12 protein-coding genes are annotated in these 12175 nt (G+C 74.0%); 11 read left to right on the forward strand and 1 reads right to left on the reverse strand.

The genetic code is table 11. The annotated features are described in order from the left end of the window. Nucleotides 1-10 precede the first annotated feature (10 nt). From hrcA to ACLE50_RS16005, 11 genes are all read left to right on the forward strand, one after another. Nucleotides 11-1036 (forward strand): heat-inducible transcriptional repressor HrcA, encoded by a 1026-nt coding sequence (gene hrcA / locus ACLE50_RS15955; protein WP_410944341.1) that lies wholly within the window; start codon nt 11-13, stop codon nt 1034-1036. 147 nt (nt 1037-1183) lie between these two features. Further along, nucleotides 1184-2353: a molecular chaperone DnaJ gene (gene dnaJ / locus ACLE50_RS15960; RefSeq protein WP_410944342.1), complete on the forward strand. Its 1170-nt coding sequence runs from the start codon at nt 1184-1186 to the stop codon at nt 2351-2353. A 4-nt stretch (nt 2354-2357) separates the two neighbouring features. Beyond that, complete coding sequence (locus ACLE50_RS15965; RefSeq protein ID WP_410944343.1) at nt 2358-3107, forward strand: 16S rRNA (uracil(1498)-N(3))-methyltransferase; 750 nt, start codon at nt 2358-2360, stop codon at nt 3105-3107. Nucleotides 3108-3176: 69 nt separating this feature from the next. Further along, a complete protein-coding gene (locus tag ACLE50_RS15970; RefSeq protein ID WP_410944344.1) occupies nt 3177-4067 on the forward strand; it encodes an alpha/beta hydrolase family protein in 891 nt (296 codons plus the stop codon). 154 nt (nt 4068-4221) lie between these two features. Further along, complete coding sequence (locus ACLE50_RS15975; protein WP_410944345.1) at nt 4222-5343, forward strand: PhoH family protein; 1122 nt, start codon at nt 4222-4224, stop codon at nt 5341-5343. Nucleotides 5344-5422: 79 nt separating this feature from the next. Continuing rightward, nucleotides 5423-5968 carry an rRNA maturation RNase YbeY gene (ybeY, locus tag ACLE50_RS15980; protein ID WP_410944346.1) on the forward strand — a complete coding sequence of 182 codons (546 nt, stop codon included), beginning with the start codon at nt 5423-5425 and terminating at the stop codon, nt 5966-5968. Further along, nucleotides 5965-7449: a hemolysin family protein gene (locus ACLE50_RS15985; RefSeq protein ID WP_410944347.1), complete on the forward strand. Its 1485-nt coding sequence runs from the start codon at nt 5965-5967 to the stop codon at nt 7447-7449. Before ybeY ends, ACLE50_RS15985 begins: the two co-directional genes overlap by 4 nt. Before the next feature lie 151 nt (nt 7450-7600). Next, nucleotides 7601-8866: an L-2-hydroxyglutarate oxidase gene (lhgO, locus tag ACLE50_RS15990; RefSeq protein WP_410944348.1), complete on the forward strand. Its 1266-nt coding sequence runs from the start codon at nt 7601-7603 to the stop codon at nt 8864-8866. Further along, complete coding sequence (gene era / locus ACLE50_RS15995) at nt 8863-9771, forward strand: GTPase Era (protein WP_410944349.1); 909 nt, start codon at nt 8863-8865, stop codon at nt 9769-9771. The genes lhgO and era overlap by 4 nt, the downstream gene beginning before the upstream one ends. Before the next feature lie 34 nt (nt 9772-9805). Then, entirely contained in the window at nt 9806-10633 is an 828-nt protein-coding gene (recO, locus tag ACLE50_RS16000) for a DNA repair protein RecO (protein ID WP_410944350.1), read from the forward strand. 93 nt (nt 10634-10726) lie between these two features. Then, entirely contained in the window at nt 10727-11086 is a 360-nt protein-coding gene (locus ACLE50_RS16005; protein ID WP_410944351.1) for a hypothetical protein, read from the forward strand. A 22-nt stretch (nt 11087-11108) separates the two neighbouring features. Here the strand turns inward: ACLE50_RS16005 and ACLE50_RS16010 are convergent, their stop codons facing one another. After that, nucleotides 11109-12149, reverse strand: coding sequence for a helix-turn-helix domain-containing protein (locus tag ACLE50_RS16010; protein WP_410944352.1), 1041 nt, complete (start codon nt 12147-12149; stop codon nt 11109-11111). Nucleotides 12150-12175 lie beyond the last annotated feature (26 nt).

Consider the following 12175-nt stretch of genomic DNA (forward strand, 5'->3'; position numbering starts at 1 on the left):
GTGCCGGGACGTGAACACGGCCGCCGAGGAGCGCCGCTTCGCGGTGCTGCGCGCCATCGTCGCCGACTACGTCTCGACCCAGGAGCCGGTCGGGTCCAAGGCGATCGTGGACCGGCACAACCTGGGCGTGTCCAGTGCGACGGTGCGCAACGACATGGCGGTGCTGGAGGAGGACGGGCTGATCGCCCAGCCGCACACCAGCGCCGGCCGGATCCCCACCGACAAGGGGTACCGGCAGATCGTCGACCGGATCTCCGAGGTCAAGCCGCTGTCGTCGCCGGAGAAGAAGGCGGTCCAGACGTTCCTGGAGGGCGCCGTCGACCTCGACGACGTCCTGCGCCGGTCGGTGCGGCTGCTCGCGCAGTTGACCCGGCAGGTCGCGGTCGTCCAGTACCCGACGCTGACCCGCTCCACGATCCGCCACCTCGAGGTCGTCCGGCTCACCCCGGCGCGGCTGATGCTGGTGCTGATCACCGACTCCGGACGGGTGGACCAGCGCGTCGTCGACCTGGGCGACGTGCTCGACGAGGCCGACGTCGTCCGGGTCCGTGAGCTGCTCGGCAACGCGCTCAACGGGCGGAAGCTGGTGGAGGCCTCCGCGGCCGTCGCCGAGCTGCCCGAGACCGCGCCCGAGGACCTGCGCGCGGTCCTGACCCCGCTGTCCACGGTGCTCATCGAGACCCTCGTCGAGCACCCGGAGGAGCGGATGGTGCTGGGTGGCACCGCGAACCTGACCCGCAACCACGCCGACTTCCCCGGCTCGCTGCGCCCGGTGCTCGAGGCGCTGGAGGAGCAGGTCGTGGTGATGCGGCTGCTCGCCGCGCAGCAGGAGTCCGGGCTGGTCACGGTGCGGATCGGTGAGGAGAACGAGGCGGAGGACCTGCGGTCGGCGTCGGTGGTCACCATCGGCTACGGCAGCGGCACCCCGCTGGGTGGGATGGGCATCGTCGGCCCCACCCGGATGGACTATCACGGCACGATCTCGGCGGTGCATGCCGTCGCCCGCTACGTGGGTGAGATCCTGACCGGGCGCTAGTTCCCGACGGGGCACCGATCCCCGGACGGAACACCGAGCCCGCCGGGCCCCGCACGACGGGCCCGATTCGAGACAGCACGCGAGAACCGACATCGCACGCGCCACGGTCGTGGTGTGCTGCGAGGACGTAGAGGGACGAGAAGCCACGTGGCACGCGACTACTACGGGATCCTGGGCGTCGAGCAGGGAGCCGACGCGGGGGAGATCAAGCGGGCGTACCGCAGGCTCGCCCGCGAGCTGCACCCGGACGTCAATCCGGATGCGGCCGCCCAGGAGCGGTTCCGGGAGGTCAGCACGGCCTACGAGGTCCTGACCGACCCGGAGAAGAAGCGCATCGTCGACCTCGGCGGGGATCCGATGGACCCCCGCGGCGGAGGCGGCGGTGGCGCCGGCGGCGGCGACCCGTTCGCCGGGTTCGGCGGCTTCAGCGACATCATGGACGCGTTCTTCGGCGGGCAGGCCGGGGCCGGTCGCGGACGCGGCCCGCGCAGCCGCACCCAGCACGGCGCCGACGCGCTGATCCGGATGGAGCTCACCCTCGCCGAGTGCGCGAGCGGCGTCGAGCGGGACCTCACCGTCGACACCGCGGTGCTGTGCACGCTGTGCCAGGGCTCCGGCTGCGCCGAGGGCACCCACCCGACCGCCTGCGACACCTGCGGCGGCTCCGGGGAGATCCAGAGCGTGCAGCGCTCGTTCCTCGGCCAGGTCGTCACGGCCCGGCCGTGCCCGACCTGCCGCGGGTTCGGCGAGGTCATCCCCGACCCCTGCCGCCAGTGCGCAGGTGACGGCCGCATCCGCTCCCGGCGCGAGGTCGCCGTCCGGATCCCGGCCGGTGTCGCCGAGGGCATGCGCGTCCGGCTGGCCGGGCAGGGCGAGGTCGGCGCAGGCGGCGGCCCGGCCGGTGACCTCTACGTCGAGGTCGAGGAGGTGCCGCACGAGGTCTTCACCCGCGACGGCTCCGACCTGCACTGCACGCTGCCGCTGCCGATGACCGCGGCCGCACTCGGCGCCACGCTCCCGCTGACCCTGCTCGACGGCACCGTCACCGACCTCGACATCGAGGCCGGCACCCAGAGCGGATCGGTGCGGACCCTGCGCGGCAAGGGCATGCCCCGGCTGCGGGCCACCGGCCGCACCGACGGCCACGGCGACCTGCTCGTGCACGTCGAGGTCGCGGTGCCCACGAAGCTGGACAAGGAGCAGACCGAGCTGCTGCGCGAGCTGGCCAGGCTGCGCGGCGAGGAGCAGCCCGACCTCGTCGGCGGCGCCCGCAACGGGCACGGGCTGTTCTCCCGGCTGCGCGACTGGGGCCGCTGAGCCGGTGACCACCGCGCCGCTGTTCCTGGTCGACGACGTCGACGCCCTGCGTCCCGGCACCGAGACCGAGCTCGACGGCCCGGAGGGCAGGCACGCCGCGACCGTGCGCCGGATCCGGCCTGGCGAGGCGCTCGTGCTCTCCGACGGGCGCGGCGGCCTCGCCCGCGCCGAGGCCGTCGCCGCCGGGAAGGACTCGCTGACCGTCCGGCTGCTCGACGTCACCCGGGTGCCTGCCCCGGCGGTGCGGGTGACCGTCGCGCAGGCCCTGGTGAAGGGCGACCGCGGCGAGCTGGCCGTGGAGACCGCCACCGAGGCCGGTGCCGACGCCGTCCTGCCCTGGAAGGCGGCGCGCTGCGTCGCCCGCTGGGACGACGGCCCGCGCGGGGACAAGCAGCTCGGCCGCTGGCGCTCCACGGTGCGCGAGGCCGCCAAGCAGGCCCGCCGCCCGTGGCAGCCCGAGGTGGGCGAACCGGTCACGACCAAGCAGCTCGCGGCCCGGGTCGGCAGCTGCGCGGCCGCGTTCGTGCTGCACGAGTCCGCGACGACCGGGCTCGCCGACGTGACGCTGCCCGACGCCGGTGAGGTGCTGCTCGCCGTGGGTCCCGAGGGCGGCGTCGACGACCACGAGCTGGGGCTGCTGACCGGCGCCGGGGCGGTCGCCGTCCGGCTCGGCCCGGAGGTGCTGCGCGCCTCCACCGCGGCCTGCGTGGCCCTCGGCGCGCTCGCCGTGCGCACCGGCCGATGGAGCAGCTGAGCGCCGCCGACCGGCCCACGATCGGGTGGTCGGCCGTGGTCCGTCCCGGTGACCTGCGATGATCTCGCCGTGGGTGACCCGGGGCACGTCCGTCCGCTGAGCCGCCGTGCCTTCGGCGCCCTGGCCCTGGGCGGCGTGGCCGCCGGGCTCGCCGGGTGCTCGTCGTCGAAGGCCCCGGCCAGGGCGGACCGTGGCCCGGCCGTCGAGCGCATCGGCTACGGCGGCCGCCCCGACCAGTGGGGCGAGATCAGCTTCCCGCGGGACCGCCCGCTGCCGAAGGCCACGGTGATCGTGCTGCACGGCGGGTTCTGGCGCCGCGGCGCCGGCGGCCCGGAGCAGATGCGCCCGATGGCGAGCAAGCTCGTCGAGGCCGGCTACGCCACCTGGAACGTGCAGTACCGCACCGTCGGCGGTGAGGGCGGCTGGCCCTCGACCTTCGACGACGTCGCGATGGCCGCCGACCACCTCGCGTCGATGCACAGCACCCGGATCGACCTCAAGCGGCTGATCGTTGTCGGGCACTCCGCGGGCGGGCAGCTCGCCGCATGGCTGGCGATGCGCCCGAAGATCCCGGCCGGGCAGCCCGGCGCGAACCCGACCGTCCGCCCGGCCGGCGTCGTCAGCCTGGCGGGGGTGCTGGACCTGGAGGCCGCGGTCGATCTGGGCGACGACGCCGTCGTGAACGTCGTGGGGGCCACGCCGGACGCGGACCCCGAGCGCTATCGGATCACCTCGCCGATCGAGGCGCTGCCGCTGGGTGTGCGCACGATCTGCGTGCACGGCACCGCCGACCAGGTCGTGCCGATCTCGCAGAGCGAGCGGTTCGTCGACGACGCCGTCGAGGCGGGTGACCGGGCCGAGCTGGTCCGGGTCGAGGGCGCCGACCACAACGCGCTGATCGACGTCCGGGCACCCGCCTGGAAGCAGGTCTCCGCCGCGGTGAACACGCTCGCGGCCTGAGACCCGTTCGTGGTCCCCGGCGGCGCAGCGGGCGGCGGGAATGCACGGGTGCGCCGGGGCGTCCCACCGGTACCATCCTGTGCCGGGCGACCCGCCCGACATGCGCGAACGCGCACGTGAGACCCCGCGACACCCGAGGCAGGCGATCCGACCCTTGACCGGCACCGAACCCGGCCCCACCCCGCGGCCCGCCGACCAGGCGGCCGAGCAGTCAGGCGAGCGGGACCGGACCGTCCGGTCGAAGCTCACCGTGCCGGACACCGCCCTGCTCGCCCTGCTCGGCTCCGCCGACGAGAGCCTGCGCACCGCCGAGGAGGAGCTGGCCGCCGACGTGCACGTGCGCGGCGACGAGCTGACCCTGTCCGGCGAGGCGGGCGACGTCGCGTTCGCCGAGCGGGTGTTCGCCGAGCTCATCACGCTCGCAGGCCGCGGCCAGCTGGTCGGCGCGGACACGGTGCGGCGCACCGTGCAGATGCTCGCCGGGGTCGAGGCCGCCGAGCGGACCGAGGCGATGGGCGAGTCCCCGGCCGAGGTGCTGAGCCTGGACATCCTGTCCCGGCGCGGCAAGACCATCCGGCCCAAGACGCTCAACCAGAAGCGCTACGTCGACGCCATCGACTCGCACACCATCGTCTTCGGGATCGGCCCGGCCGGTACCGGCAAGACCTACCTGGCGATGGCGAAGGCCGTGCAGGCGCTGCAGGCAAAGCAGGTCAACCGGATCATCCTGACCCGCCCTGCCGTCGAGGCGGGGGAGCGGCTGGGCTACCTGCCCGGCACGCTGTTCGAGAAGATCGACCCGTACCTGCGCCCGCTCTACGACGCGCTGCACGACATGCTGGACCCGGAGTCGATCCCGAAGCTGATGGCGGCCGGGACGATCGAGGTCGCGCCGCTGGCGTACATGCGTGGCCGCACGCTTAATGATGCTTTCATCATTCTCGACGAGGCCCAGAACACCACGCCCGAGCAGATGAAGATGTTCCTGACCCGGCTCGGGTTCGGGTCCCGGATCGTCGTCACCGGTGACGTCACCCAGGTCGACCTGCCCGGCAACGCGCGGTCCGGCCTGGAGGTCGTGCGGGACATCCTCGACGGCGTCGACGACGTGCACTTCTCCCAGCTCGACAGCGCCGACGTCGTCCGGCACAAGCTGGTCTCCGACATCGTCGACGCCTACGCCCGGTTCGACGCCGAGAACGAGCGCCGTCCGGCGGTCGGCGGCAGCCACAACGGCACGGCGTCGTCGGCCCGTCCCGGCGGGCGCCGCCGATAGTGTCGGTGGTGCCGTCTACCCTTTCCTCAGTCAGACGGACGGGTACGACAACCGAGCGACGGGGTAGGGCAGCGGCGGCGTGAGCATCGAGGTCGTCAACGAGTCCGGGATCGCGATCGACGAGGCACAGATCGTGTCGGTCGCCCGGTACGCGCTGGATGCGATGAAGGTGAACCCGGCGGCCGAGCTGGCGGTCACCGCCGTCGGTCTGGACGCGATGGAGGAGCTGCACGTCCGCTGGATGGACGAGCCCGGCCCCACCGACGTCATGGCGTTCCCCATGGACTCGATGGCCGAGGACACCCGCCGTCCCGACGCACCGGACCTCGGGCCGGCGCTGCTCGGTGACGTCGTGCTGTGCCCGCCGTTCGCCCGGGACCAGGCGCGCAAGGCCGGGCACACCCTGGCCGACGAGCTGCACCTGCTGACCGTGCACGGCGTGCTGCACCTGCTGGGCTACGACCACCTGGAGCCGGAGGAGGAGCGCGAGATGTTCGCACTGCAGAACCGGCTGCTCGTCCGGTGGCGTGAGGACCGCGCCCAGGCGCGCGCCCGCGACGCCCAGCGCGCCAGCGACGACCGGCTGCTCGGTGCCGCCGGCTTCGAGGAGGAGCCCGGCCGGTGAGCACCCTCTGGCTGATCGTCCTCGCGGTCCTGCTCGTGCTGCTCGCGGGCGTGTTCGCCGCGGCCGACTCGGCCCTGATGTCGGTGTCCCGGGCCCGGGTGGACGCCGCCGTGCGCGCCGGGCGGACCGGGGCGAAGGCGCTGGCCGCGGTCGTCGCGGACCGGCCCCGGCACGTCAATCTGCTCCTGCTGCTGCGGGTGGCCGGGGAGACCGCGGCGGTGGTGCTGCTGGCCGCCGCGCTCGCCCCGCTGTTCTCCGCGCCGTGGATCGGGCTGCTGCTCGCGGCGGTGATCATGGTGGTGGCCAGCTACGTCCTGGCCGGGGTCGGGCCGCGCACGCTCGGCCGCCAGCACCCGTACCGGATCGGGCTGGCGCTGGCCGCGCCGGTCCGGGTGCTCGGCACGGTGCTGTCCCCGCTGGCGTCGCTGCTGATCCTGATCGGCAACGCGATCACCCCGGGCCCCGGTTTCCGCGAGGGCCCGTTCTCCACCGAGGTCGAGCTGCGCGAGCTCGTCGACATGGCCAGCAACCGCGGCGTCGTCGACGAGGGCGAGCGGAAGATGATCCACTCGGTGTTCGAGCTGGGGGAGACCCCGGTGCGCGACATCATGGTGCCGCGCCCGGACGTCGTGTGGACCGAGCGGGACACCCCGGTCGCGAAGGTCGTCCGGCTCGCGCTCAAGAGCGGCTACTCGCGCATCCCCGTGCTGGGTGAGGGCATCGACGACGTCATCGGCGTCGCCTACCTCAAGGACCTCGTCCGGGCCCGGGACGACGCCCAGTTCGGCGGCGCCCGGGAGAAGTCCCTGCCGGAGATCATCCGCCCGGCGTCGTTCGTGCCGGACTCCAAGCGCAGCGACGACCTGATGCGCGAGATGCAGCGCAGCCACAACCACATCGCCGTCGTCGTCGACGAGTACGGCGGCACCGCCGGCGTGGTGACGATCGAGGACATCCTCGAGGAGATCGTCGGCGAGATCGCCGACGAGTACGACACCGCCGAGGTCCCCGAGGTCGCCGAGGTCGAGGACGGTGCGTTCCGGGTCGCGGCGCGGCTGCCCGCCGAGGACCTCCAGGAGCTGTTCGCCGGCCGGTTCCAGGGCACCCCGCGCGAGGAGGAGCTGCGCACCGCGCTGGAGGAGGCCGACGTCGACACCGTCGGCGGCCTGCTCGCGCAGCGGCTCGGGAAGGTGCCGCTGCCCGGCTCCGCGGCCGAGGTCGATGGCCTGCTCCGGCTGCAGGGCGAGGGCGGCAAGGACGCCCGCGGCCGGATCCGCATCACGTCGGTGCTGGTCAGCCCGCTGGACCCGCCCGAGGAGCCCGACGACTCCGACGGCGAGGATGGCTCGGGTGACGGCTCCGCGGATCGCGAGCGGCCCCGCAGCGCCGGTGCGGTCCCCGCGGAACCGACGACGCCGGTGCACCATGCCGGTGACCCGTCCGAGCCGACCGGCGGGACGAGCCCGGCCGGTCGCACCTGAGCAGCCGCACCCGGTACGGCACCACCGGTACCGCACAGACGGCACCGCACCGCACCACCGGAACGAGCACGACACGACCTCCGCGCCCGGCGCGGAACGACCGAAGGGAACGGCCCGGGACGACGAGCGCGGGCCGAGGGGGAGGACAGCGATGACCGCAGGAGCAGCGAGCCCGGCAGGTGGCCTGCCGGCCACGCCGTCGTACGACCTCGTGGTGGTGGGCGGCGGGATCGTCGGCCTGGCCACCGCGTACGCCGCGACCAACGCCGGGCTGTCGGTGGCGGTCGTCGAGCGTGAGCCTGCGCTGGCCGACCACCAGACCGGCAACAACTCCAACGTCATCCACTCCGGCCTGTACTACGCGCCGGGCGGCTACAAGGCGCGCCTGGCCGTCGCCGGGTGCCGGGAGACCGTCGAGTTCTGCCGCGAGCACGACCTGCCGCACCGGGTGTGCGGCAAGCTCGTCGTCGCGACCGAGCCCGAGGAGCTGCCCCGGATGGAGGAGCTGCAGCGCCGCGGCGACGCCAACGGCGTCGAGAACCACCGGCTCGACGAGGCCGGCATGCGCGAGCACGAGCCCGACGTCCGCGGCCTGGCCGCGCTGTGGGTGCCCTCGACCGGCATCTGCGACTACCGCTCGATCGCCGAGAAGCTCGGTGAGCTGATCGGGAAGAACGGCGGCGAGATCCACACCGGCCGCACGGTCACCGGGTTCGCGCGCCGGCCCGGCGACGTCGTGGTGAGGACCGGTGGTGGTGACCTGCTCGGGTCGCGCGTGGTGGTCTGTGGCGGCCTGCGCTGCGACGAGCTGGCCCACCTTGCCGGGGCCGACCCGGGCGTGCGGATCGTGCCGTTCCGCGGGGAGTACTCCGGCTTCTCCGACCGCGCGGCGTCGCTGGTCCGCGGCCTGATCTACCCGGTGCCGGACCCGGCGTTCCCGTTCCTCGGGGTGCACGCCACCCGCGGCGTCGACGGCCACGTGCACGCCGGCCCGAACGCCGTCCTCGCGCTGGCGCGGGAGGGCTACGACTGGTCGACGATCAAGCCGAAGGAGCTGCTCGGGACGCTGACCTACCCGGGGATGCTCAAGGTCGCGCAGAAGCACTGGCGCTACGGCATCGGTGAGGTCCAGCGCTCGCTGTCGAAGAAGGCGATGGTCCGCCAGATCCAGCGCCTGCTGCCCGACGTCACCGCCGAGGACCTGCACCCGGCCGGTGCCGGTGTGCGGGCACAGGCGGTCAAGGCCGACGGCACCCTGGTCGACGACTTCCTGTTCCTCGACCAGCCCGGACCGGCAGGCGCCGGTGGTGCGGGGTCGATCCTGCACGTGTTGAACGCGCCGTCCCCGGCGGCGACCGCGGCGCTGCCCATCGGCCGGGAGATCCTCGGGCGGCTCGGGGCGGCGGACGCGGCGTGACGGTTCCCCAGCCCGGCGGGGACGGTTTCCGTTCCGGTTTCGCCTGCTTCGTCGGCCGGCCCAACGCGGGCAAGTCCACGCTGACCAACGCCCTGGTCGGGAAGAAGATCGCGATCACGTCGTCGCGGCCGCAGACCACGCGGCACGCCATCCGCGGCATCGTGCACCGCGAGGACGCGCAGCTGATCCTCGTCGACACCCCGGGCCTGCACCGGCCGCGGACGCTGCTGGGGTCGCGGCTCAACGACGTCGTGCGCGAGACCTGGTCCGAGGTCGACGTCATCGGGTTCTGCGTCCCGGCGAACGAGAAGGTCGGCCGGGGTGACCGGTTCATCGCCGAGGAGCTGCGCAAGATCGCTGCGCGCACCCCGGTGATCGCCGTGGTCACCAAGACCGACCTCTCCCCGCCGGAGCAGGTGGCCGAGCGGCTGTCGGAGGTGTCGGGGCTGATGGACTTCGCCGACATCGTCCCGGTGTCCTCGCAGGACGGGTTCCAGGTCGACCTGCTGGCGGACCTGCTGGTGGCGAAGCTGCCGGAGGGCCCGCAGCTCTACCCGGACGGCGACATCACCGACGAGCCGGAGGAGACCCTGATCGCGGAGCTGATCCGCGAGGCGTCGCTGGAGGGTGTGCGGGACGAGCTGCCGCACTCCATCGCCGTCACCGTCGACGAGATGATCGACAAGGGGAACCTGCTGGAGATCCACGCGGTGATCCACGTGGAACGTTCCAGCCAGAAGGGCATCGTGATCGGCCGCGGCGGGTCCCGGCTCAAGCAGGTCGGATCCGACGCGCGGCGTCAGATCGAGGCGCTGCTCGGCACGAAGGTGTACCTGGACCTGCACGTGAAGATCAGCGAGAACTGGCAGCGCGACCCGAAGCAGCTGGGGAAGCTCGGCTTCTGAGGGCTCCCGGGGGCCGGGGGCTACCCTCGGAACCATGGCCCAGCTCTACCGCGACACCGGTGTGGTGCTGCGCGTGCAGAAGCTCGGCGAGGCCGACCGGATCATCACGCTGCTGACCAAGCAGCGCGGCAAGATCCGGGTCGTCGCGAAGGGCGTGCGCCGCACCCGGTCCCGCTGGGGTGCGCGGCTGGAGCCGTTCAACCATGTCGACGTGCAGTGCTACACCGGCCGCACGCTCGACGTCGTCACCCAGGCCCAGACGCTCGACGCGTTCGCGCCGGCCGTCGTCGCGGACTGGTCGGCGTACTCGTGCGGCTGCGCGATCCTGGAGACCGCCGACCGGCTCGTCTCCGAGGAGGGCGAGCCGGCGCTGCGGATGTACCTGCTGCTGGTCGGTGCGACCAGGGCGCTGGCCGACGGCGCTCGTGAGCCGGCCCTGGTGCTCGACGCGTTCCTGTTGCGCACCATGAGCTACGCAGGCTGGGCGCCGTCGCTGAGCGAGTGCGCGCGGTGCGCGGTGCCGGGCCCGCACCGGGCGTTCACCGTCGCCGGCGGCGGAATGGTGTGCCCGCGCTGCCGCCCGCCCGGCTCGGTGACCCCGGCGGCGGAGACGGTCGGCCTGCTGGAGGCGCTGCTGCACGGCGACTGGGCCACCGCCGACGGCTCCGCGGACCCGACCCGGCGCGAGGCCAGCGGGCTCGTCGCCGCGCACCTGCAGTGGCACCTGGAACGTCAGCTGCGGTCGTTGCCGCTGGTCGACCGCCGGGCGCGGCTGCGCCCCGGCACGGGGGCCGACGCCGAGGCGGCGGCCGAGGCGGCCGGTCTCGATCCGGTGGCGCCGGGCGACCGTCCGGGTGCCTGAGCGGCCCGTCGCGGGTGCCGGGCGGGACGTGGTGTCCGGTCCGGGCTAGCCTCTGACCGAGCCGATCCTCCCCGCCGGCGACCCGAGGTGCCCGTGACTCCCCCACGCCCGAACCACGCGCCCGACCCCCGCGACGACCGGACCCGCGCCCTGCCCGAGTCCACCCGCCGGATCCCGCTGCCCCCCACTCAGCAGATCCCCGCCACGACCGAGCTGCTACCGGAGAGCCGCCCCGACGGGCCGACCCGCGCGATGCGCCAGGTCCGGGCCCGCACCGAGGACGGTGCCTGGCCCGCGATCCCGATGCTGCCGGTGATCCGCCCGGAGGAGAGCGACCGCCGGCCCGACCCCGAGCGGCACCGGGAGCTGCGCGAGACCGTCGAACGCCTGGAGCACGGCGAGGTCCCGGCCTGGCCCGAGCGCGAGGAACCCGACGAGGAGTTCCGGATCTGAGCTCGGCCCGCGGGCTCCACGCTCAGAACTCGAACAGCCGGTTCGCCGGGTTCCGCAGGTCCGGGGTGGGAACGGTGTGCTCCATCGTCAGCACCCGCATGACGACCCCGAACGTCTCGGCGCCCGCAGCGCGGTCCCGCAGGTAGCCGGCGTTGGCCTCGGCCAGGCCACCGTCGGTGAGGATCCGGACGGCGGCGTAGACCCCGCGGGTGTGCAGCCCGGCGCAGACGGTCAGCGTGCGGGTGACGTGGAACGGGTTGCGGGTGCGGGCGAACAGCCCGACGTCCTCGCGGATCCGGCCGTTCTCGTGGCGCCCGTGCAACGGCTCCGGCACGCCGTCGGCGGTGAACGCGGGCCCGCGGCCCTCGCCGGGGTCGACGCGCCGCACCGGGAGGGCCTCGATCCAGGCCCAGTCGAGGGCCGCGGCGGCGTCACCCAGCAGCACCACGTGGGACTGCATGTCGCCGGCGTCGGCGACGTCGGAGCGGATCGCGCGGACGTCGGAGGACGGGTTGCGCATGCGCAGGTGCCCGTGCAGCTCGAACAGCGCGTCGAGGTCCGCGGTGGCGGCGAGCTCGACGTAGTCCGGGTCGTCGGTGCTGGCGGTGGGGGAGCGCCGGGCCGCGGGCAGCACCCCGCAGATGATCCGGATCGGGGCGCCGTCCGGGAACGTCCAGACGTCGTCGTCGACGTCGCCGGGGGGCTCCGGGACGATGAGCTGGGCGCCGGTGACCATCTCGTGCAGGCCCAGCAGCTCCCGGTAGATCGCCTCCCGGGTGGCGGTCTCCTCTGCGTCGAGGGCGCCGGCGTCGAACAGCCGCGGGCGCGGCCCGGCGACCGAGCGGCGGGTGGCGAAGAAGCGGGCGTAGGCGTCGAGGCGGGTCTCCGGCGGCAGCGTCGGCTGCTCGACCTTCTCCCACGACGAGATGCTCGACGTGCTCACCCCGCAGGCGCGGCCGAGCTCCTCCTGGGTGACCGAGCGGTCGGGCCAGTGGGTCTTGCGCAGCTGACGCAGCCGGAACGCGAGCCGTTCCGCCGCGGGCGGTCCCGTTCCGGTGGCCACCGCGCTCCGTTCCCTGAGGCTCATCG

The organism is Pseudonocardia phyllosphaerae (assembly GCF_046546475.1).
GTDB lineage: Bacteria > Actinomycetota > Actinomycetes > Mycobacteriales > Pseudonocardiaceae > Pseudonocardia > Pseudonocardia phyllosphaerae.